The 21,222-nt window shown below is 36.8% G+C and carries 21 protein-coding genes, 1 tRNA gene and 1 pseudogene; 5 read left to right on the forward strand and 18 right to left on the reverse strand.

Features of this window, described 5'->3' with window-relative positions; genetic code table 11:
• The 5 genes and pseudogenes from ACFIKO_RS07155 to folE all read right to left on the reverse strand — a co-directional run.
• A pseudogene (locus tag ACFIKO_RS07155) lies at positions 1-71 on the reverse strand (DUF4102 domain-containing protein); the annotation flags it as partial.
• A 604-nt stretch (positions 72-675) separates the two neighbouring features.
• Entirely contained in the window at positions 676-1,182 is a 507-nt protein-coding gene (locus tag ACFIKO_RS07160; protein ID WP_375673596.1) for a hypothetical protein, read from the reverse strand.
• 135 nt (positions 1,183-1,317) lie between these two features.
• Positions 1,318-2,490 (reverse strand): alpha/beta hydrolase, encoded by a 1,173-nt coding sequence (locus ACFIKO_RS07165; protein ID WP_375673597.1) that lies wholly within the window; start codon positions 2,488-2,490, stop codon positions 1,318-1,320.
• A 191-nt stretch (positions 2,491-2,681) separates the two neighbouring features.
• Positions 2,682-2,766: transfer RNA gene (locus tag ACFIKO_RS07170), tRNA-Leu, on the reverse strand.
• A 138-nt stretch (positions 2,767-2,904) separates the two neighbouring features.
• Positions 2,905-3,525, reverse strand: coding sequence for a GTP cyclohydrolase I FolE (folE, locus tag ACFIKO_RS07175; RefSeq protein ID WP_375620182.1), 621 nt, complete (start codon positions 3,523-3,525; stop codon positions 2,905-2,907).
• Positions 3,526-3,650: 125 nt separating this feature from the next.
• Here folE and ACFIKO_RS07180 point away from each other — a divergent pair, with 125 nt between their 5' ends.
• The 3 genes from ACFIKO_RS07180 (at position 3,651) to thrS (ending at position 6,518) form a co-directional block, all read left to right on the forward strand.
• Positions 3,651-4,079 (forward strand): iron-sulfur cluster assembly scaffold protein, encoded by a 429-nt coding sequence (locus tag ACFIKO_RS07180; protein WP_375620183.1) that lies wholly within the window; start codon positions 3,651-3,653, stop codon positions 4,077-4,079.
• The gene (gene yidD / locus ACFIKO_RS07185) at positions 4,080-4,430 is read left to right on the forward strand and encodes a membrane protein insertion efficiency factor YidD (RefSeq protein ID WP_375620184.1); all 351 of its coding nucleotides are present in this window, start codon (positions 4,080-4,082) and stop codon (positions 4,428-4,430) included. It abuts the gene before it with no gap.
• A 111-nt stretch (positions 4,431-4,541) separates the two neighbouring features.
• The gene (gene thrS / locus ACFIKO_RS07190; RefSeq protein WP_375620185.1) at positions 4,542-6,518 is read left to right on the forward strand and encodes a threonine--tRNA ligase; all 1,977 of its coding nucleotides are present in this window, start codon (positions 4,542-4,544) and stop codon (positions 6,516-6,518) included.
• A 1,122-nt stretch (positions 6,519-7,640) separates the two neighbouring features.
• On the opposite strand, the gene ACFIKO_RS07195 is transcribed toward thrS, so the two are convergent.
• From ACFIKO_RS07195 to ACFIKO_RS07215, 5 genes are all read right to left on the reverse strand, one after another.
• Complete coding sequence (locus tag ACFIKO_RS07195) at positions 7,641-8,144, reverse strand: MerR family transcriptional regulator (protein ID WP_375620186.1); 504 nt, start codon at positions 8,142-8,144, stop codon at positions 7,641-7,643.
• Positions 8,145-8,339: 195 nt separating this feature from the next.
• Positions 8,340-8,654: an integration host factor subunit alpha gene (locus ACFIKO_RS07200; protein ID WP_375673600.1), complete on the reverse strand. Its 315-nt coding sequence runs from the start codon at positions 8,652-8,654 to the stop codon at positions 8,340-8,342.
• 77 nt (positions 8,655-8,731) lie between these two features.
• Positions 8,732-9,706, reverse strand: coding sequence for a beta-ketoacyl-ACP synthase III (locus tag ACFIKO_RS07205; protein WP_375620187.1), 975 nt, complete (start codon positions 9,704-9,706; stop codon positions 8,732-8,734).
• A gap of 49 nt (positions 9,707-9,755) precedes the next feature.
• Positions 9,756-10,826 carry a phosphate acyltransferase PlsX gene (gene plsX, locus ACFIKO_RS07210; RefSeq protein ID WP_375620188.1) on the reverse strand — a complete coding sequence of 357 codons (1,071 nt, stop codon included), beginning with the start codon at positions 10,824-10,826 and terminating at the stop codon, positions 9,756-9,758.
• A 147-nt stretch (positions 10,827-10,973) separates the two neighbouring features.
• Complete coding sequence (locus ACFIKO_RS07215; protein WP_375620189.1) at positions 10,974-11,531, reverse strand: DUF177 domain-containing protein; 558 nt, start codon at positions 11,529-11,531, stop codon at positions 10,974-10,976.
• A 221-nt stretch (positions 11,532-11,752) separates the two neighbouring features.
• On the opposite strand from ACFIKO_RS07215, the gene ACFIKO_RS07220 reads away from it, so the two are divergent.
• Positions 11,753-12,232, forward strand: a complete 480-nt coding sequence (locus tag ACFIKO_RS07220; RefSeq protein WP_375673628.1) for an outer membrane protein assembly factor BamE — start codon at positions 11,753-11,755, stop codon at positions 12,230-12,232.
• A gap of 77 nt (positions 12,233-12,309) precedes the next feature.
• Here ACFIKO_RS07220 and nusB read toward each other — a convergent pair whose 3' ends face one another.
• The 6 genes from nusB to glyA all read right to left on the reverse strand — a co-directional run bounded on the left by nusB (position 12,310) and on the right by glyA (position 16,846).
• The gene (gene nusB, locus ACFIKO_RS07225) at positions 12,310-12,780 is read right to left on the reverse strand and encodes a transcription antitermination factor NusB (protein WP_375620190.1); all 471 of its coding nucleotides are present in this window, start codon (positions 12,778-12,780) and stop codon (positions 12,310-12,312) included.
• A gap of 2 nt (positions 12,781-12,782) precedes the next feature.
• A complete protein-coding gene (locus ACFIKO_RS07230; protein WP_375673603.1) occupies positions 12,783-13,238 on the reverse strand; it encodes a 6,7-dimethyl-8-ribityllumazine synthase in 456 nt (151 codons plus the stop codon).
• A gap of 81 nt (positions 13,239-13,319) precedes the next feature.
• Positions 13,320-13,937, reverse strand: a complete 618-nt coding sequence (locus ACFIKO_RS07235; protein WP_375620192.1) for a riboflavin synthase — start codon at positions 13,935-13,937, stop codon at positions 13,320-13,322.
• Complete coding sequence (ribD, locus tag ACFIKO_RS07240) at positions 13,919-15,046, reverse strand: bifunctional diaminohydroxyphosphoribosylaminopyrimidine deaminase/5-amino-6-(5-phosphoribosylamino)uracil reductase RibD (protein WP_375673605.1); 1,128 nt, start codon at positions 15,044-15,046, stop codon at positions 13,919-13,921. The genes ACFIKO_RS07235 and ribD overlap by 19 nt, the downstream gene beginning before the upstream one ends.
• The gene (nrdR, locus tag ACFIKO_RS07245) at positions 15,039-15,521 is read right to left on the reverse strand and encodes a transcriptional regulator NrdR (RefSeq protein WP_375620194.1); all 483 of its coding nucleotides are present in this window, start codon (positions 15,519-15,521) and stop codon (positions 15,039-15,041) included. Before nrdR ends, ribD begins: the two co-directional genes overlap by 8 nt.
• A gap of 11 nt (positions 15,522-15,532) precedes the next feature.
• Entirely contained in the window at positions 15,533-16,846 is a 1,314-nt protein-coding gene (gene glyA / locus ACFIKO_RS07250) for a serine hydroxymethyltransferase (protein WP_375620195.1), read from the reverse strand.
• Between the two features lie 321 nt (positions 16,847-17,167).
• Between glyA and argC the strand changes: the two genes are divergently transcribed.
• Positions 17,168-18,100, forward strand: a complete 933-nt coding sequence (gene argC, locus ACFIKO_RS07255; RefSeq protein WP_375673607.1) for an N-acetyl-gamma-glutamyl-phosphate reductase — start codon at positions 17,168-17,170, stop codon at positions 18,098-18,100.
• A 20-nt stretch (positions 18,101-18,120) separates the two neighbouring features.
• Here argC and ACFIKO_RS07260 read toward each other — a convergent pair whose 3' ends face one another.
• Complete coding sequence (locus ACFIKO_RS07260; RefSeq protein WP_375673609.1) at positions 18,121-19,197, reverse strand: COX15/CtaA family protein; 1,077 nt, start codon at positions 19,195-19,197, stop codon at positions 18,121-18,123.
• A gap of 146 nt (positions 19,198-19,343) precedes the next feature.
• Positions 19,344-21,170 (reverse strand): hypothetical protein, encoded by a 1,827-nt coding sequence (locus ACFIKO_RS07265; RefSeq protein ID WP_375673611.1) that lies wholly within the window; start codon positions 21,168-21,170, stop codon positions 19,344-19,346.
• Between the last annotated feature and the right edge of the window lie 52 nt (positions 21,171-21,222).

Genomic DNA, 21,222 nt, shown 5'->3' on the forward strand with positions numbered 1-21,222 from the left:
GCCCCGTCACAATATTTACCCTGCGGAGACGTCTTTACGAATGATGCTGATAACCGATGAATCGCCCTCACTTAACGTCCCCTCTCGTCCACCTTTTTGGGTCCACCTTTTAGACCACCTTTAATTTCTGATTTGAGATTTTTTCTTTAATACTTACTTTTTTTATTGAATCATAAAAAGCTATAGACATCAATACGCCCTTACACATCTTTATATACTTTGAATCTTGTTGCTAAAGCCTGATTTGCTCTCTGGGGGCACCATATGATTTTTTAATTACGTGTAGCTTATTCATTTTCCGATCCTTTTTAAATTCAGGAGAAGGTAGAGCTGGGCGTGAATATAAAAAACGTATTATTTTTATAAAATTTCTTTTTTAATGCTTTAAATTCAGCCAATTCCTACCAAGGAAAATATTAGAGTTTAAGTTTCTAATGAATATACTAACAACTCCATAACATTGGCAAAATTATCCGGTGAGCCGTTATTAAAAGAATCAGAAAGTTTTTTGTAAAGTTTCTTTCCACAAATATTTTCTTCAATAAAGCCACCTAATGCATCAATCTTAACTCTACCAAAGATATAACCAAAGTCTTTTAAAGATTATAGCCTTCTATCTAACAGCGTTTTTTACTGTAAAATTCAAGTTATCTATCTGCTCAACTAAAAGAACTTTTATTGTTTAGCTTTTGTGCTTTTTTCAAAGAGATGTGGGCTTTCAAGAATAAGCTTTTCTCGTGCTTTCTGTAACTGTTTAATGACTTCATCAATCTTTGATGGAGAACAAAAAGATTCTTGGTTATTCAACAAATGCAGCCTCTCCTTTCCCTCATATAAACATTGTATCTGAGATTGAAGTATTCTAACTTCTTGAAAAAAAAGACGTCCTGTTTCCTTAAAACCATTGTTAAGTGCAAAAAGTTGATCGGAAATGGATAGCAGAATTTGTTTTAAAAAACGCTCATTTTCTTGGCGTTTACGATATTCTAAAATAAGAGCATGGCTTATCTCATCTAACTGTTTTTTTGTAGAATCAATTTGACGCAATAAATTTGGTTTTTCCCCCATATCACCTTTTCTCACCTTCACAAGCATAGCATGAATATCTAACAACTTAATTGCGGAATGAGATAAATAATCAACAACTGTAGGCGTATTAACATAGCGTTTCCGTGCAATCATCACAAACTCACCTAATGACTGTTTTTTACATTCATCCCGCTATTTATTTTCCATTTTACAAAGCCATTCTAAAGAAAGTGCTAAAAAATATTACCTCCAATGTATTATTCGATGTCCCCTTCTCTCTTTTCACTATCAACGTGGAATCCGTGGAGAGAGAAAACGTACAGGTGTATAAAGGATAAGATGTGTTGTTTTCTCCAACACACTACTACCATCAGCAAGAAGGGCTTGACTAGGTGACAACTCTGTACCTTGCATAATTGTGGAAGCCAAAGAACCTTCTCGAGAAAGAGCCATCAACGTTGGCGAAGATGCAAAGACATTGTGTGCTCCCCCATCCACATGAGAGAAATCAAGAACAGCTATTCCATTTTTACGCAACATTTCAATATCTGAGCCATCACCCACACGATGATGTCCACCCGTAAGACGTCCTGAAACCGCGAGAGCTTTATCCGCTCTGGATACTAAAATCGCTGTTGGCTGCGGGAGTTTTTTTATATCATTAAGTTGACGCTCAAATACATCAACATCAATGTCTGGTGCCGCCATTAATAAACTTGTAATACGACGAATAGGCTTATATTTTTTCTGTAAGGCTAAAGTTCTAAATGCTTCCATTATAACAAAATTGCCCATAGAATGCGCAATAACCGAAATCTGATCAGCATTGGTTTCACTAATAAGTGTTAAAAGCTCTATCAATCCGTCACGGGCAAAATTAGCACTGTCACGATCATAAATATAAAGAGGAACAGATCCGGCAGAAGGCCAAGAATAATGCACAGCTACAACATTTAAAGAATAATCGTGTGTAAACTGTGCTGTACGAAATGTACCATCTGCAAAATTATTATTATACCCATGGATAAAAAGAAAAATTTCTCTTTTTCCTTTTGGTTTTTTTTCTAAAGCAGCATTTAATTGCTGTTTAAACTGTTCTTTATTATCGTATTTTTGCAATGCTACTGCTGCAAAATACTTATCATGCGTAGGTTTATACGCATTTATTTCAACAACTCCCTTTACATGTTGCTGAGGAATTCCTACGTCAACGCGATTGTAATGTACTTTATTTGATCGCTCTGCACCATAAGGTTGAGCGTAATTATTTTGTATCATACGACTTGTTGCAACATATACTGGAATGATGGCTTTTGGAGAAACCGGTTTCCCTTCAACTTCCCTTTCTACTGCAGTCATAGAAGGAGTCGCATGCACTCCATGCCAAAGCACAGCGCGTGAATCACTACATGCTGACAATAAAGAGATACAAATAAGAAGTGTTAAATATCTCAAAATCATTATACTTCTCACTGCAACTTCACCCCCACCCTATAAAAATATAACATTTCAAATGTACAGATAAAGTAATAAAAAATGAAACATTATTAGCAACACATCAACAAATAACATACAAAAAAGATTTTTCTATAATACGCATAAATCCCCTCTCTACATAAATTCATCTCATTACAGAGAGACTCACTGCTAACTGGTGCGGTCGAGAAGACTCGAACTTCCACGGGTTGCCCCACAGCGACCTCAACGCTGCGCGTCTACCAATTCCGCCACGACCGCACGTGAGAAGAAAAACATTTTGGTTTTTAGCCTTTAACAAATCATAAAGAAAGGTACAAGCCAATTTTCTCTTTCTCATAATTTATTTTTATCCGGACGATTTATAACTTAATAGAGATTACTAAAAATATGGACTTCCTACGATCTTTGAATCATCATCATAAAGTGTGCTTGTGCAGCTTGATCTTTTTCATAATAACCATGAAAGTTTTTTGTAATTGTTGTAGAGCCCTGTTTTTGGATTCCTCTCATAGCCATACACATGTGCTCAGCCTCAATCAATACTGCTACACCATGAGGCTTCAGATACGTTTTTAACGCGTGAGCCACTTGCGCTGTCATAGCTTCTTGTGTTTGTAAACGACGAGAAAAAATATCTACAACACGTACAATTTTTGAAAGGCCAACAATTTTTTCATTAGGAAGATATGCTATATGTGCTTTCCCAATAATTGGGATCATATGATGCTCACAGTGTGAATAAAAAGGTATATTTTTTACGATCACGGCTTCATTGTATCCTGAAACCTCTTCAAAAACTGTACCTAAGGTTTCTTTAACCGATTGACTATAACCACTAAAAAGCTCGCGATATGCCTTGGCTATACGTCTTGGAGTATCTAAAAGCCCCTCTCTATTTGGATTTTCCCCTATCCATAAGAGTAATGTACGAATCGCTTCTTCCACCTCTTCAATACTCGGACGCTTTTCTTCAGATAAAAAAGAATCCTTCGCGTCTTCTTTAACAACATTACGCATTCAAAAACTCCAAGCTTACTCTATACAAAGCATTTGCTCCATACCTATTTCATTTTGTATAATCTCTATATAAGCGAATTAAAAGTTTAAACAATCACGACTCTCAAAATTTCAGGCAATAGCGCATGATTGATAATATTTATAATGATAAAATACTTAAATATGCTGCACATATAAGCAAAATTGGGCGTCTTAATAATCCTGATGCAACATCAAGAAAACATGCACACCTTTGTGGTTCGACAATCATTGTAGATTTAAAAGTGGAAAATGGTATTATTACGGATTTTGCCCATGAAATACACGCATGTGTGCTAGGGCAAGCATCGGCTTCACTTTTAGCATCTCATATCATCGGACAAACAACACAAGATCTTAAAATATTGCGTGAAGTTATTTATCAAATGCTAACGCAAAATGGTCCCTCTCCTCAAACTCCATTTGAGGATTTTTCTTGCTTACAGCCCATTAAAGACTATAAAGTGCGCCATGCAGCAACACTATTACCCTTTGATGCAACGATAGACTGCATTCAAAAAATTGAAGAAAAATAAATGTTCAAATCACAATCTCGACAAAAAAAATTGACTCGAAATTACACAGGCACTTGGCAAAAAACACCTGGACGATTATTGGGTATTTTCTTAATACGTTTCTATCAAATAACACTTTCAAGTCTTATAGGCAATCAATGTCGCCATGCCCCGACTTGTTCAGAATATACATATGAAGCGATTGCACGCCATGGGCTTTGGGCTGGTGCATGGATGGGACTCTTTCGTATCATACGTTGTGGGCCCTTTGGAACATATGGCTTTGATCCAGTACCTATTTCGCTTGGAAATTCTTGCTGTTTTTATAAACCTTGGCGTTACTGGAAAATTTCTGACAAACACAACAAATAATCCTTTTCTTTTTTCGTATGTATTGATAAAAAATCAGTCTATAAGCTTTTTACTCAATTTTCACGAAACCATCCGCAATCGTTAGCGGAATTGGATTAAAAGGGTGTTTTTATGTCTTGCTCTGTTTCTCTTTCTTTTCCTGATGGTTCAAAACGTAATTACCCCCCCGAAATGACTGGTTTGGAATTAGCAGAATCCATTTCTAAATCACTCGCAAAAAAAGCAGTCGCCTATAGTCTTGATGGTATCACGCGAGACTTATCGGATCCATTGGAACAATCTGGTCAAGTAGAGATTATTACCCGAGAAGATTCACGCGCTCTTGAGCTCATAAGGCATGATTGCGCCCATGTCCTTGCTGAAGCAGTGCAAGAACTCTTTCCTGAAACGCAAGTAACAATAGGTCCTGTCATTGAAAATGGATTCTATTATGATTTTGCACGCCAACAACCTTTTACATTAGATGATCTCACCGTCATTGAAAAGAAAATGCGTGAAATTATCCAACGCAATAAGCCTTTTAGAAAAGAAATTTGGTCTCGTGAAAAAGCCAGAAAAATTTTTTCTGAGAAAAAGGAATTTTATAAAGTTGAACTTATTGATAGCATTCCTGAAAATCAAGATTTAAAAATTTATTATCAAGGAAAATGGTTTGATCTTTGCCGCGGACCGCACATGCAATCTACAGGGCAAATTGGAAATGCTTTCAAATTAATGAAAGTCGCAGGAGCTTATTGGCGTGGCGATGCCAATAATCCTATGCTCACAAGAATTTATGGAACAGCATTTGCAAATGAAAATGACTTAAAAGCCTATCTCCATATGCTAGAAGAAGCTGAAAAACGTGATCATCGCCGCTTGGGACGTGAAATGGACTTATTTCATTTTCAAGAAGAAGGGCCAGGAATGATTTTTTGGCACAAAAAAGGTTGGAAAATGTTCCAAAATTTGATCAACTATATGCGTAGACGCCTTGATGATCATCAATATGCTGAAGTTAATGCACCACAAGTTCTCGATAGGTCACTCTGGGAAATATCTGGCCATTGGGGCTGGTATAAGGAGAATATGTTCAAAGTAATTCCAGCCGCAGAAGATTCAGATCATGGGAATGTTTATGCCCTTAAACCAATGAATTGCCCTGGTCATGTGCAAATTTTTAAACATGGTTTAAAATCTTATCGTGATTTGCCTATTAGACTTGCTGAATTTGGACTTGTTCATCGTTATGAGCCTTCGGGCTCTTTACATGGTCTTATGCGTGTGCGTGGTTTTACGCAAGACGATGCGCATATTTTTTGTACTGATGAACAATTAGCCGATGAATGTCTCAGTATTAATGATCTTATTTTATCAACTTATGCTGACTTTGGTTTTAAAGAAATTAGTCTTAAGCTTTCAACACGTCCAGAAAAACGAGTTGGCTCTGATGCATTATGGGATCATGCAGAAAGTATCATGGAATCTGTCCTTAAAACGATTGAAACAAAATTTGCAGGACAAATCAAAACAAGCATCCTTCCAGGTGAAGGAGCATTTTATGGTCCAAAATTTGAATATACATTAAAGGATGCTATCGGTCGTGAATGGCAATGTGGAACAACACAAATAGACTTTAATCTCCCCGAACGTTTTGGTGCATTCTATATTGATAAAGATTCAGAAAAACGTCAACCTGTTATGATCCACCGTGCTATCTTTGGATCAATGGAGCGTTTTCTTGGTATATTAATCGAAAATTTTGCTGGACATATGCCACTTTGGCTTGCTCCTGAACAAGTTGTTGTTGCAACAATTACGTCCGAAGCAAATGAATATGCCCAAAAAATAACGGCAAAACTTAGAGCTATGGGGCTTTCCGCAACAATAGATCTCCGCAATGAAAAAATTAACTATAAAATACGAGAACATTCTTTACAAAAAGTCCCCATAATTTTGGTATGTGGTAAACGTGAAGCTGAAACAAACAGCGTAAATATGCGTCGCTTAGGAAGTACAAATAAAACCCTTTTATCTGTAGAAGATGTGCTTAAGCAACTCTCAAATGAAGCAACACCTCCGGATTTGCAGCGTGTAATAAATGCATAACATTACAGAAGATGGTAATACGTTAATTTTTTACTATAAATCTTCAATTTTTGTACAAAATGAAATAATTTGATATTATAGTGCGTTTTTGTTTCATGCACAATTACCTATCACCGGAAAGAATCACGTGATCACTCTCTACAAGATGGATTGGTGAAAAAGTTAAATGTAAGCTATGAGCTATTTAAATGAAAAAATCATAGATAATTGAATATTAATAATAACATTAATCTTTTACCTTTATAATGAAAAGATAGCGCTATTATCATGGATAGATCATTACGATAATTATAGCAACATCAAGCAAGAAGACTGAAAACAAGATCATATTTATTAATAAAAAATATGTAAAATTAGCTGAACAATGATATGTCTTATTCGTAAGATAAGCCCTTATAGAAAAGACAAGATATTGATTTATAATGATAATATATCGTTATTCATATTAAATAAGGTTTAAAATATCATAGAATTCTTTCATTTTAAATATGTTTATGTTGAATCTATCAAAATCATTCGCTTGCACGAAATAAGCGGAATGAGTGTGTGGATAAAAATTATTGAGAAAGGACTTTAAAATGCTCACAATAAACCGCCTCAAGTGCTAAGATTGTTGCAATCATTGAGGGCAAGCTAAACTATAATGATGATGCCGACTTGCTCTTTCATAAGTGTAAAAATAGCGGTACTTAACGGGTTTAGCATTATATGATTCACGAGGAATCATGATAAAATAAGCTTAAGGAGCCTTAAGAAACATCTCTTTAAAACAAGCACATAAATTGGTAAACTAATAACATTCTATATCTCGCAATCTACACTGATGAGATATTGCCTTAACTTTTATAAAGTCAAATCAGAGAAAAATGGCAAAACTCAGCGTCTATTCTTTCCCCTCTTCATATTTTACCAAATTAAAAACTCTTATAAAAAACGCGTTAAATATACACATATGATACATTACTACTCGTTGAACGTATAAAACTCTGGGCACACCCATAAAACGTCTAAATATCTACGAAACACATTGCTACGCTAGACGCAAGATATTGATTTGTAAAACAATTTCAAAACACATGTTTTGCTAAAAAAGCAACACATATAAAACACAAAATATTATTGTTATCGTGCCCTATCAAGGACACGCTTACATTCAATGAGTTCAAATAAGATTTCTTGCAACAATGCTTTATCAGTTTTATCTTTATAAAGATTCACAGAACCGACAGATGTTTCTCCCTCATTCCTCATGAAACTCAAAAGCCCAAAAGAAGATTTCTTAAGCTTATTGCTAGCATTTTCAGAAGTTTGTCCTGCATGTTTCTTCTCTATGACCACATTCATAGCATCAAGATCACCATTACCCAATGCAGTCACAAAAGCAACACCATTTTCTTTCAAAAGACGTTGCACACCTTTTATCGTATAACCCTGATCATATAATAACTGCTTAATACCATTGAGCAAATCAACATCGACCGGACGATAATAGCGTCTTCCTCCCCCACGTTTCATTGGTTTAATCTGCCTAAAACGTGTTTCCCAGAATCTTAAAACATGCTGCGGAAGCTCCAATAACTCGGCTACTTCGCTAATTGTGCGAAAAGCATCAGAGCTTTTATCCATTTTGCAACACCTTATTTAAAACAAAATAAATTACTTTACAATGACTCATTCTCTCTCAATTTCTCAACAAGATTAGTCAAAAATAAGACCATCATTGACGACTTACGCAACTGTCTTTTTCTAAAAACCAAAGGCTTTTATTCTATCATTTTTTTAACAAATACCAAACATACCATGACATTCATTTATGAAATATCATTTTTTCTGTCTTGCACGATGCGAATCTAAAATTCTCTGTTTAAGGACATTGGCAGCCTTAAACGTCACAACACGTCGCGGCGGAATAGATGCTTCAACACCTGTTTTTGGATTGCGTCCAACACGTTCATTTTTACTGCGAACCTGAAAAGTTGCAAAAGAGGATAATTTAACCGCTTCACCTCTTACAAGTGAGTTGCAAATCTCATCCAAAACCAATTCGACTAAAGCTGCTGATTCAGTATGTGACAAGCCCACTCTTTTACAAACTACGCTCGCTAAATCTGCACGCGTTACTGTCTTACTTGTCATTATAACCACCTATTAAAATATTAAAAATTACAAAATGACTTATACGTTTTCTTGAAATATGGTCAAGTAGCCATAATTTACCAACGAATAAGAATTGCTCCCCATGTAAATCCACCTCCCATGGCCTCTAACATGATCAGATCTCCTTCTTTTATTTTTCCATCACAAACAGCTGTTGTTAAAGCCAACGGAACTGATGCCGCAGACGTATTACCATGTTGATCAACGGTAATCACAACTTTATCTAGTGAAATTCCCAGTTTTTTAGCAGATGCTTCAATAATGCGCTTATTAGCCTGATGAGGTATAAACCAATCTAGTTGTGAAGAATCCATACCTGCAGCTGCAAAACAATCATCAACCACATCCGTTATCATACCAACAGCATATTTAAAAACTTCTCGTCCTTCCATACGCAAATAACCTGTCGTTTGTGTTGTTGAAGGTCCACCATCAACATATAGCTTATCTATATAAGCACCATTAGAGCGCAATTTCGCAGACAATATACCACGCTCAAAAGCAATCCCCCCCTCAATTTCTTGTGCTTCCAAAATAGCAGCACCCGCACCATCACCAAACAAAACACATGTCGTACGATCTTCCCAATCTAAAATTCGAGAAAATGTATCGGATCCAATAACTAAAATTCTTTTAGCCGCTCCACACCGTAAATAAGAATCTCCTGTCGTTAAAGCAAAAATAAAACCAGAGCAAACAGCTTGAATATCAAAAGCAAATCCATGGCTCATTCCCAAAGCACGCTGAATTTCAACAGCAGAAGCAGGAAAAGTACGATTCGGGGTGGACGTTGCTAAAATAATACAATCAATGTCTTTTATTGTTAAACCAGCATTTGTAAGTGCTGCTTGCGCAGCCTCAACTCCTAAAGAAACAGTTGTTTCATTTTCACTGGCAATATAACGTTGGCGTATTCCTGTACGCTGAACAATCCATGAATCTGACGTTTCAACAAACTTTGCAATCTCATCATTTGATAAACTTCTCTTCGGCAAAGCACTTCCTACACCACGTATAATTGACCGAATCATTCAGCTCTTACCTTTTCTTCAAATTTTTCATTTCTATTATAAGAGCTTATCATAAGGACTCTCCATTCACTGTCTCTTCACCTTCTTGATCAAAAAGTGTTTCTTTATTCTCATGAAACCGTCGCAAATCAGCTGTTATTTTTTTCAAAAGTCCATTATTAACCATCTCATAACCAACGCGGATAGCAGAAGCAAAACCGTTAGCATTAGCACTCCCATGGCTTTTGATCACAACACCATTCAACCCCAAAAGCACTCCTCCATTCACCCTCTCGGGATCCATTTTGTGTTTCAGCGTACGAAAAGCACCCCGCGATAAAAAATACCCAAGAGATGTTAAAAAAGAACTGCGCAGTGCAGAGTTTAAAATCTCTCCTATCTGTCGCGCGGTTCCTTCTGCGGTTTTTAAAGCAATATTACCAGAAAACCCCTCTGTTACAACAACATCGACTGTTCCTTTTCCAATGTCATTGCCCTCAACAAATCCTTTATATTCCAATCCTTCTAATTGTACTTCACGCAATATCATTCCTGCTTTTTTTATTTCATAAAGTCCTTTAACCTCTTCCACCCCCACATTTAAAAGCCCAACACTTGGTCTTTCAGTGTGATATAAAGCGCGAAACATACCCGCTCCCATAACCGCCAAATCAACCAACTGACTAGCAGAGGCACCAATTGTTGCCCCAATATCCAAAACGATACTCTCACTGCGAAGTGTTGGCCAGATACCCGCAATACCTGGACGTTCAGCCTCTGCTAGCATTTTCAAACAAAAATAAGACATGGCCATGAGTGCACCCGTATTACCAGCAGAAATGCAAGCATCAGCTTCACCATTTTTTACCGCTTCAATGGCGTACCACATTGATGATTTACCACGTCCATTACGAAGTGCTTGGCTTGGCTTTTCATCCATACGTGTATAACTTTCTGTAGGGCAAAAGCGCGATACAGAATCCAAACAAGGGTATTTTTTTAAAACCGGACGAACAGCCTCCTCTATTCCATAAAACAGAAAATAAATATTTGATAAATATTTTTGTACAATTGCTGCTCCTGCAATAACTGCTTCTGGACCGTAATCACCGCCCATAACATCCACAGAAATTCTAATCACGCTTGCATATCCCACATCTTTTCATTTACATCTTTAAACATATATTATGATTTTTGGCTCCTGAACACTCACAAAGCAAATCTTGCAAAAATCGCTCCGCAGAAAATACCGTTTAGCATACAATAGATATTTTTTATGTTTTTACAATCACTTCCAATTTTTCAAAACAAAAAATGGCGAGAATTTTTGTTCTGCTTCTTCTAAATTTTCAACCATATCCATCTTTATCCCCTCTTTACGTGGATAATGATTAATAGACAACTCAAAAAACTCTTCCATGATTGCACCAATATCAATTTTATCACCATAAAACACTTCAGGAGTATCAAGCCCCTCCACATCTAAAAACAATTCTCCTGTATCCTCTGATATTTTTGGCTTCATCAAATTTGAATCTTCAGGAACAAAAACAACCTCAATATTTTCACAAAGGATATTTTCTAATGGTTCTAATGTAACAACACATAACTGTAGTATACGCGCTTGCAACAGACCTTTTATACGCACTCCGCGTTTTTTCCACGGGAAAATATGGAAATTTCCCTCACAAGATTTTACTTCAATTAAATCATGGTTCTGAGCTAAATGTGTACATTCTTTTTTGTTTGCACAAAATTGAACCCTTATACCTTTAGCAGGTAGAGAACGTACGGATATTGGATAAGCCAAAGCAAATGTCATTTGAGGAACATTTTGAACATTCATTGACAACTCCCAAACATAAAAACGCATAAAACACTGTGTTTTTATTTATCTCAAGTATTCATGCATTTTTTTCTTTTCTAAAGAAATTCTATATGGCATAATTTGCTTTATAACAGGGAAACTCAGTGTAAGCTACGGTAGATTAAGCTAAAATTAGAAAAAACTTGAGGTTGCCTTCTTGTCCTACATCTCAGTATAAAAAGGAGATATCATTGTTTCAAATGCCTCACATAATAGCCTTAATCAGACGTAAATTATTGATTGGTCTATCAATAGCAAGCATAGGAATGCTTGCGGGGTGTAGTCTTCTCGATTCTTCAGGTTCGAGCCAAATTTATAGAGAGGGCTATGTTCTTGATAAAAATGCTCTAAGTTCTATTGCTATTGGCTCAAGTCAAGAGCAAGTTCTTTTAACTTTAGGAACTCCTTCATTAAAAACAAAATATGATAATGAAGTTTTTTATTACATCTCACAGACACGCTATCGTGGGATGCAGTTTATGAAAACAAAGATCATTGATCGCAAAGTTTTAGCCGTTTACTTCAATAAAAATAATCAGGTTTCAAAAGTTGCTAATTACGGATTACAAGACGGTCAAGTATTTGATTTCATTACACAAACAACACCAACTGTAACAAAAGAACATCCTTTCTTAATTCAAATTATAAAAGGCCCTGCGAATTTGCCACCCCATAACTAAATTATATAGTCTACATACCGTCTCAATATTATTAGGTCTGATATTATCAGACCTAATAATAGGGGGATTTGTAGCTCTTAGAGGCGGACTTTTTTTGCCATACTGTCGAGAACTGCATTAACAAGTTTTGGCTCATCACCTTCAAAAAACGCCTTCGCTATATCAACATATTCATTCATGACAACCGCAACAGGAACATCTTTACGGTTGATCAACTCCCATAAACCTGCTCGTAAAATTGCTCGCAATATAGAATCAAGACGTGAAAGAGACCACTCTGCAGAAAGCTGTTGATGAAGTAGAGGATCAAGCTGCTTTTGATCTTTTACAACACCCGTTATAATAGCCAAAAACCATTGAAAATCAGCTTCAAGATACTGGTCTCCATCGATATCTTTTCCCAAACGATAAGCTTCATACTCAGCTGCCGTTTCCATCACCCCCAAACCCACGATATCCATTTGATAGAGGGCTTGAACTGCAGCAAGTCTTGCTGCTCCACGTTTATTGGCTGAACGCGGAAAATGTCTGCTTTTTATATCAGCCATATTTAACGATTATCTCCAAATCTCTTTTTTAGAGCGATCATACATAAAGCAGCTTCAGCCGCAAAACCACCTTTATTTTTGTCATCTAGTTTTGCACGCACCCATGCTTGTTCTTCGTTTTCAACAGTCAAAATACCATTTCCAATAGCCAAGTGCTGATGAACAGTTAAATCCATCAATGCACGACAAGAATCATTAGCAACAATTTCAAAGTGATATGTTTCCCCCCGAATAACACAACCAAGAGCAACATAGCCATCATAAGATATCTTATTTTGTTCAGCAAAAGCTATTGCACTTGGTATTTCTAATGCTCCAGGAACCGTTACAACATCATAACTTGCTTCAGCTTTTTGCAAAGTATTCACTGCACCTCTCAAAAGCGCATCAGAAATCCCCTCATAAAAACGTGCTTCAACAATCAATACGTGAGGCTCTTTACGTATCTCTTTCACCATAATGGAATTCCACAAAAAACGAATCAAAAAAATCAAGGTTATAAAGCATAAAGTTCTGAAAACGATCAATAGAGTTTTGGCTTATTCATCTTCTCTTTTTAAAGCAAAAATCTTCACAGCATAACGAGCAAGTTGATCAATTTCCAAATTGACCCGATCTCCAATTCCAGCTTGTCCCCACGTTGTCATTTCGAGCGTATGGCGAATAATAAGAACATCAAAAACACAATCCTCAACACCATTAACAGTCAAAGATGTCCCATTAAGTGCAATAGATCCCTTATTGACAATGAAAGGCATAAATTGTCTTGCAACTTTTAAATAAAAACGAATTGCATCCCCTTCATTTTTTTGATCAATAATTTCAGCCAAACCATCAATATGACCAGAAACCAAATGTCCTCCCATTTCATCACCCAATCGAAGCGAACGTTCCAAATTAACAAAGGTTCCTTTTGTCCATTGTGCAAGATTCGTTAAACGTAATGTTTCTTCCCACGCCTCGACAACAAACCAATTGGAATCGTCTTGTTTTAATCCTCGCTCTACAATTGTCAGACAAATTCCTGAACAAGCAATTGACGCGCCTATTGTTAAGCTTTCTATAGCATAGCGTGTAGAAATCTTTAAACGCATCCCCTGCTTTAAAGGTTGAATATCTTCAATACAACCAACATCCGTTATAATTCCTGTGAACATAATGTCTTACGTCTCCATTTATAAAAACGGTCATTTCCAAACATTCTTGTCTCAATCTCATGAAACTGCGAGAGATAATTTCCAAAATGAGGGGCTTCAATACGATTTTTTCCTAACACCATGGGAGTATGAAAACATATCAAATGATCAACACAACCAGCATTCAAAAACTTTTCCCCTGTCTTTACGCCCCCTTCCAATAAAACACTATTAATCCCATGTTTATAAAGCATCTGTAAAAGAGCAAAGGGTTCTACACAACCATTGTTCATCTCTACCGAATAAACAGACACACCATATTGCTCCAATGCATTTTTTTTGCTTTTCTTTGAAAGATCCCCATTACAAATAACCCATGTAGGAATTTTCATGGCTGTTTGGACAACTTTTGCATCAAGGGGGATAGATAAATCTACATCCAAAATAATACGAATTGGTGAGCGCATCTCCATCCCTGGCAAGCGGCAATTGAGTTGTGGATCATCTGCTAATATAGTACCAATACCAACGAGTATAGCATTATTTTGAGCACGTAGAATATGCGTATGGGCATGAGAAAGTATTCCACTAATTTTTACGCTGCCCTTTTCTCTTTTTCCAACACCATTATCGGCAGAAATTGCCATTTTAAAAGTGACCGCACAGCGTTGTATCTTTCTTATGCACCAATGCGTCCATAAAGATTCAAAAGCCTCTTCAGCTAAAATGCCCTCAACCACTTCAATACCCGCCGCTCGCAAAAGAGCAATACCATGGCCATCAACACGCTTGTCACAATCAGTCAGCGCAACAACAACCCGTGAAATACCTGAATCAATAAGTGCATTCACACACGGCGAAGTTTTTCCATAATGCGCACAAGGTTCTAAAGTAACATAAGCAGTCGCTCCTTGAGCCAAAGAACCAGCCATATGTAAAGCTTGCACTTCCGCATGAGGGCTCCCATGAATAGCTGTTACGCCATATCCAACAATAAATGCCCCCGCACTATTATCGTTTCGCACAATTAACGTACCAACGGAAGGATTCTCACCTGTAAGACCGACATGACGTTCTGCTAAACGAATAGCTGCAGCCATAAACCGTTCATCTTGCACTTTTTTATTCATCAAAACAAGATTCTGTATCCGCGATACCCTTTGACAATTCATCTATAACATTGTGAAAATCGCTTGCATTACGAAAGTCTCGATACACAGAAGCAAAACGAATATAAGCAATATCATCAATTCTTTTCAATGCTTCCATCACAAGATGTCCAATTTTTTCTGAAGCAATCTCTGGTTCTCCGAAACTTTCAAGCTGGCGCACAATGCCAGAAATTGCTCGTTCAATATGATCAGGATCAATATTGCGCTTACGTACAGCCACATCAACTGATCGCATTAACTTATCACGATCGAATGGTTCACATCGCCCACTTTTTTTAGCAACCAAGAGCTCACGCAACTGAACACGTTCAAAAGTTGTAAAACGACCACCACAAACGGAACACACACGACGGCGGCGAATCACTGCCCCCTCTTCTGCTGGACGTGAATCTTTAACCTGTGTATCCTCATATTGGCAGTAAGGACAGCGCATCTTTTGTTCCCTTAACGAGTACTAAGATAAGAGTAAAGAGGAAATTGACTCGTTATATCTTTTACCTTTTTCTCAACAGCCATTTCAACGGCATAATTATCTTCATCGCTTTTTGCGCTCCGAAGACCATCAAGAACTTCTGAAACCAGATGACCAACTTGAATAAACTCTTTTTCTAAAAAACCACGCGTTGTGGCAGCAGGTGATCCCAAGCGAATTCCCGATGTTATAGATGGCGTTTCAGAATCAAAAGGAATACCATTTTTATTGCAGGTAATATGAGCGCGCCCCAAAGCCAATTCAGCACGTTTACCTGTTAGATTTTTGGAACGTAAATCAACCAACAACAAATGATTATCTGTGCCACCAGAAACAATATTAAAACCATTACTCTGTAATATTTTTGCTAAAGTTTTCGCATTAGCAACCACATTGGCACTGTAACTCTTGAAAGAGGGACGCAAAGCCTCCTCAAATGCAACAGCCTTTGCGGCAATTACATGCATTAAAGGACCACCTTGAAGACCAGGAAAAATTGCAGAATTAATTTTTCTGGATAAAGACTCATCATTTGTCAATATTAAACCACCACGAGGACCTCGAAGCGACTTATGTGTTGTTGTTGTTACAATATGCGCGTGTGGAACAGGTGAAGGATGCACACCACCAGCAACAAGACCGGCAATATGAGACATATCAACGAGTAGATGAGCACCAATCTCATCTGCAATTTCACGGAATCGTTTCCAATCCCATAGCCGTGGATAAGATGAGCCACCCGCTATAATAAGTTTGGGCTTACGTTCTTTTGCAAGCTGCTCAACCTCATCCATATCAATAATCTGATCTTCTTGACGCACACCATAGGAAACAACATCAAACCATTTTCCTGACATATTAACAGATGAACCATGGGTAAGGTGACCACCAGCATTTAAATCTAATCCCATAAATGTGTCACCAGGCTGAAGTAAAGCTAAAAAGACAGCTTGATTCATTTGGCTACCAGAATTAGGCTGTACATTCGCAAAAGCAGCACCAAAAAGCTGTTTTGCCCTTTCAATGGCTAAATCTTCAACGACATCAACAAATTGACACCCACCATAGTAGCGCTTTCTTGGATAACCTTCTGCATACTTATTAGTTAAAACAGACCCCTGCGCTTCAAGAACCGCTCTTGAAACAATATTCTCTGAAGCAATCAACTCAATTTCATGTTGTTGACGCTCAAACTCCCCTCTAATTGCATCAAAGATTGCACCATCAACAGTTTGTAAATTATCATTAAAAAAGCGCTTTTGTGCGTCATTTCCTTGCTGAGTCATAAAACACGTTCCTAACATAAAAAAATAAAGTTACTGAACGATAACACAGCAAACCATGCAAACCAAACATTTTAAACCACTTACACTCAAAAATAATGATGCAAATATTTATCTTACTCTTTGTTATAAAAATAGCGAAAAACTTCCCTCTCAAGAATAGCAAAAAATGAGATTACATTTCTTTTTTTACACTCTTATTTGTTTACACCTTTTACAAAAGGTATCTATAATCTAAAGAAATTCAATAATTTAATGATTAAAAATAGTTTATAATGTGAAATGCTGAATATAATAGGCAAAGTTAATACAAGGCAAATAAGAATGCTAACCAAAGTTTTTATTGATGGTGAACATGGCACAACCGGACTACAAATACAAAAACGCTTAGAGAAGCGTACAGATTTAAAACTACTCTCTCTTGCTCATAAAGACCGCCATAATGTTCATCTGCGACAAGACTATCTTAATCAAGCCGATATTGCTATTTTGTGTCTTCCAGATGATGCTGCACGCGAAACAGTTCATTGGCTTAAAAAAAATAAAAACATTAGGATTATTGATAGCTCGACAGCCCACCGTGTTGCACCAGACTGGGTTTACGGTTTTCCTGAAATGACAGCAGGACAAAGAAAGCGCATCCAAGCAGCACATTATGTAACTAATCCAGGATGCTATCCTACCGGTGCCATTAGTTTGATTCGCCCACTCCGTGAAGCAGGACTACTAGACGCCTATTATCCCATCTCGATTAATGCAATCTCCGGCTATACCGGTGGTGGAAAACAGTTGATTTTACAAATGGAAAATCAATCTCAACAAAATATTCAGGAAAATTATTTTATCTATGGTCTTAATCTTGAACATAAACATGTGCCAGAAATTAAAATCTATGGACAAATCAACCAAACCCCAATTTTTATACCAAGTGTTGGTCGTTTTCCCCAGGGAATGATTGTGAATCTCCCTCTGCATCGCCATTTATTCACAAAATCAGCAAACTGTTCTGATTTGCGCGAAATTCTCGCAAACCATTACGATGGGCAAAATACCATTTTAGTTGCATCACAAGAAGAAACTGCTTCACTTCAAAGACTTAATCCAGAGTGTTTAGCCAATAAAGATGATATGAAACTGTTCGTATTTGGAAATGATCGTGAAGGTATTTTTAATCTCAGCGCCATATTCGATAATTTAGGAAAAGGCGCATCAGCTGCGGCTATCCAGAACCTCGATTTAATGCTTTCAAGCGACTAAAACTTCCTAAATACAAGCTTTTATTCAACAACGCGATATGCCCCTTTCGTTGCTCGCCAGTGCGCAACCGCAAAACATAACACTGCTAGTGCCATACTTTGGTGAATGAGCCCTAAACTTATCGGAACCTCATGTAACAGTGTTAAGATACCCAAGAGTGCTTGGATAATAATCATAACACAGATAAGAAATGCACGACGAGAATGGGTTGAATGTGGAATGTTTTTTTGTACATAGAACGCATGAATAACTGAGACAATAAATAAAAAATAAGCAAAAAACCGATGAATAAACTGAACCATTAAGGAATTTTCGAATAAATTGAGCCAAACAGGACGAAGCTGCAACAACCCATCAGGAATAATCTGCCCATCCATAAGAGGCCATGTATTATAGACTTTTCCAGCATGAAGCCCTGCAACCAAAGCTCCGAAATAAATCTCTATCAAGATGAGAACAACAAGCCAAGCCGCAAAATATTGCACCTTTTGATTTGCTGGCTTTTCTGAGTATTCTGCAAGTCCTCGAGATAAATAAGTAACAAAAACAATAACAAAACATGCCGTTATAAGATGAAATGCCAAACGATATTGGCTCACACTTGTTAAATTACTTTGCCCAATCCCTGAAGCAACCATCCACCAACCAATAAAGCCTTGAAAGGCGATAAGAATAGGTACGACAATAAGCGGGAGTAAGATATTTTTTTCAACACGCTTAGTCGCCCAAAACCAAATGAGCCCCAATAAAGCAACAAGACCAACAAGACGCCCAAGAACACGATGCGCCCATTCCCACCAAAAAATTATCTTAAAAGCACTTAAGGTCATATCAGGATTAAGTAGCTTATATTGTGCTATCTGTTGATATTTTAAAAATTCCTCTTGCCATTGATCCATACCAATCGGTGGAATAACGCCGTGTATTGGCTTCCATTCCGTTATAGATAATCCTGATCCCGTCAAACGAGTAGCGCCACCTACTAAGACAATTGCTAAACAAAGCAATAAAATAGAGTAAAGCCACACCTGTATTTGTTTTCTATTTTTCTTTTGCACGGGCGTTAAAATGCTATTGTTTAATCTCTTTACTGCCATCTCTGATTGCCCCACGCTTCTCTCCAACTACAATGCATTTTAAAATTTAAACATCAAATCTTTGTGTATTTTAGTTTGTACTATAACTTTAGTAAAAAACAAGCATACCACTATAACATGCGATACATATTTCTTTTTTACGAAGTTTATGATGCAACAACGCGATAAACAGTTTTTGGAAAACTGCTTACCATCCGCATCATCCATTCTTGTTCATTAAGAACAGTATTACAAATATAATAGTCTGTTAGCTCTGCAAATTGCTCAAATCCATATTTGGGTTCACTTGCCATCTCTAGGATGATAAAATCATATTCTTTTTTAAATTCTTGTAATATATGAGAAATATCATTTGAAAAATCTTGTGCAGAAATAGCACTTGTTAACCCCTGAGGAAGAATATCAACCCCCGTATCATAATCACGGTAAATAACATCATGCAACTGGGCATTGCCCGTTAAAATATCACTCAATCCGCGATGTGGACCAATGACTTTTTCTATTTGTTGACCAGAAATATCGACCAACAAAATTGTTTTGTTCTCTTTTGTGAGATGAAGTGAAAGCTTTGCCGCTGTCCGTGCAGCCTCTACTCCAATGATTGAAATAATGGTTGAAGCACGCCATTTCAAAACATCAGATAATCCCTCTATCGTAATAAAAGCTTCAAGATTTTTCATTTCTTGAGAAACTAAAATACTCTCGTTCTTCTTAAGAGTATTTTCTTTTGATCTCAAATCCTCTTCTGAGGGTTGATCTTTTTTGCTTTTAAAGCACGGATAAAATAACAATATTCCTAGTAAAAGAGTAAGGAAGCTCGCCAATGCACTCACAAGAATATTTTTTCCATAAAGAGCCATAAAAGAAATTGGTGCTAGCGTTGTTGGCATAACCACGTGGATATTTGTATTTTGTAAGAGAAGAGGATCATCACTAAATCTCCGATATGAACCAATAATTTTTTCTCTTCGTTGAGCAGACTTACTCATCGCTTTATTTTGTGCATCAACTGCTGCTTTTATTTTATTTTCAAACTCGTTAAATATTTCACTCAAAGATTGGGGTTGATCTTTTACAAAAAAGTTCATTCTTTTTTTGAGCTGTTTTTCTAATTCCCTTGCAATAACCTCATCTGAATGAACTTGATCAACGATTTGTAAAATTTTATTTTTTAATTGATGAGAAACTGTCTCTAATTCCGCAGTCATTGCTTTAATTTGAGGATGTGTCCACCCCAATTGCACCGCCATATGTGCTCTTTGCGTTTCCAAAAGATCACGTTTAGATTCCAGAGCAAAAATTGCTGAATTACCTGCAATAAACGATAAAGACAATAAAGACTGCCCCTTTTCACGCATCATATTAATTGTTGAATTCAAACTTGTTAAATGAATACGCTTTAAAGTTGCTTCCGTTAATTGCATAGAAAGATCATGAAGCTCTGTTTGTTTTATACCATGCTGAATAAAAGACTCAACAGATGTACGAAACCCCTGCACGATATTAACGATTGCAGTACTATCATATTGTTTGTCTTCTAATTTATCATTTAACAAGAATTGTTTCTGTTTTATGATTGCTTGTGAAAATGCGGAAAACCAAGTTTCCAACCCACGTTGAGCTGCTTCAAGTGTCTCAGCTTCAAAAGTCAGATCGATAAAATCACCACGACGCGATAAACGGATATTTTCATGATTTTTTTTCTTATTAAAAGCACTTAAAGAAAATTGCGAATCATTGAAGAACATAGGCTGCGAAAACAAAAAGGCGATAACATTGTCTTGCTTTTTGATTGGTAACGGTTTTCCTACAGAATCAGATAATGAAAATATTAAAGTTGCTTGGTAACCACGAGGCTGGACAAAATAATACAACCAAATCAAAGATATACATAGAATTTGTAATAGCAAAACAATCAAAATGCTTCGCCATACGGTACGTACGAATAGTCTTTTATTACACTTAAGACTCATCTTTATTTTAACCAGCAAAATACTTCTTCATATTGTTTTATTAAGAGAAAGT

It is taken from the genome of Bartonella sp. TS82HLJMH (genome assembly GCF_042193495.1).
Classification (GTDB): Bacteria; Pseudomonadota; Alphaproteobacteria; order Rhizobiales; family Rhizobiaceae; genus Bartonella; species Bartonella grahamii.

What these genes read in the sequence shown, in the direction of transcription:
- ACFIKO_RS07160 (WP_375673596.1), bottom strand. Translation starts at nt 1,182, where the DNA reads ATGATTGCACGGAAACGCTATGTTAATACGCCTACAGTTGTTGATTAT.
- ACFIKO_RS07165 (WP_375673597.1), bottom strand. Translation starts at nt 2,490, where the DNA reads ATGATTTTGAGATATTTAACACTTCTTATTTGTATCTCTTTATTGTCA.
- folE (WP_375620182.1), bottom strand. Translation starts at nt 3,525, where the DNA reads ATGCGTAATGTTGTTAAAGAAGACGCGAAGGATTCTTTTTTATCTGAA.
- ACFIKO_RS07180 (WP_375620183.1), top strand. Translation starts at nt 3,651, where the DNA reads ATGATTGATAATATTTATAATGATAAAATACTTAAATATGCTGCACAT.
- yidD (WP_375620184.1), top strand. Translation starts at nt 4,080, where the DNA reads ATGTTCAAATCACAATCTCGACAAAAAAAATTGACTCGAAATTACACA.
- thrS (WP_375620185.1), top strand. Translation starts at nt 4,542, where the DNA reads ATGTCTTGCTCTGTTTCTCTTTCTTTTCCTGATGGTTCAAAACGTAAT.
- ACFIKO_RS07195 (WP_375620186.1), bottom strand. Translation starts at nt 8,144, where the DNA reads ATGGATAAAAGCTCTGATGCTTTTCGCACAATTAGCGAAGTAGCCGAG.
- ACFIKO_RS07200 (WP_375673600.1), bottom strand. Translation starts at nt 8,654, where the DNA reads ATGACAAGTAAGACAGTAACGCGTGCAGATTTAGCGAGCGTAGTTTGT.
- ACFIKO_RS07205 (WP_375620187.1), bottom strand. Translation starts at nt 9,706, where the DNA reads ATGATTCGGTCAATTATACGTGGTGTAGGAAGTGCTTTGCCGAAGAGA.
- ACFIKO_RS07215 (WP_375620189.1), bottom strand. Translation starts at nt 11,531, where the DNA reads ATGAATGTTCAAAATGTTCCTCAAATGACATTTGCTTTGGCTTATCCA.
- ACFIKO_RS07220 (WP_375673628.1), top strand. Translation starts at nt 11,753, where the DNA reads ATGCCTCACATAATAGCCTTAATCAGACGTAAATTATTGATTGGTCTA.
- nusB (WP_375620190.1), bottom strand. Translation starts at nt 12,780, where the DNA reads ATGGCTGATATAAAAAGCAGACATTTTCCGCGTTCAGCCAATAAACGT.
- ACFIKO_RS07230 (WP_375673603.1), bottom strand. Translation starts at nt 13,238, where the DNA reads ATGGTGAAAGAGATACGTAAAGAGCCTCACGTATTGATTGTTGAAGCA.
- ACFIKO_RS07235 (WP_375620192.1), bottom strand. Translation starts at nt 13,937, where the DNA reads ATGTTCACAGGAATTATAACGGATGTTGGTTGTATTGAAGATATTCAA.
- ribD (WP_375673605.1), bottom strand. Translation starts at nt 15,046, where the DNA reads ATGAATAAAAAAGTGCAAGATGAACGGTTTATGGCTGCAGCTATTCGT.
- nrdR (WP_375620194.1), bottom strand. Translation starts at nt 15,521, where the DNA reads ATGCGCTGTCCTTACTGCCAATATGAGGATACACAGGTTAAAGATTCA.
- glyA (WP_375620195.1), bottom strand. Translation starts at nt 16,846, where the DNA reads ATGACTCAGCAAGGAAATGACGCACAAAAGCGCTTTTTTAATGATAAT.
- argC (WP_375673607.1), top strand. Translation starts at nt 17,168, where the DNA reads ATGCTAACCAAAGTTTTTATTGATGGTGAACATGGCACAACCGGACTA.
- ACFIKO_RS07260 (WP_375673609.1), bottom strand. Translation starts at nt 19,197, where the DNA reads ATGGCAGTAAAGAGATTAAACAATAGCATTTTAACGCCCGTGCAAAAG.
- ACFIKO_RS07265 (WP_375673611.1), bottom strand. Translation starts at nt 21,170, where the DNA reads ATGAGTCTTAAGTGTAATAAAAGACTATTCGTACGTACCGTATGGCGA.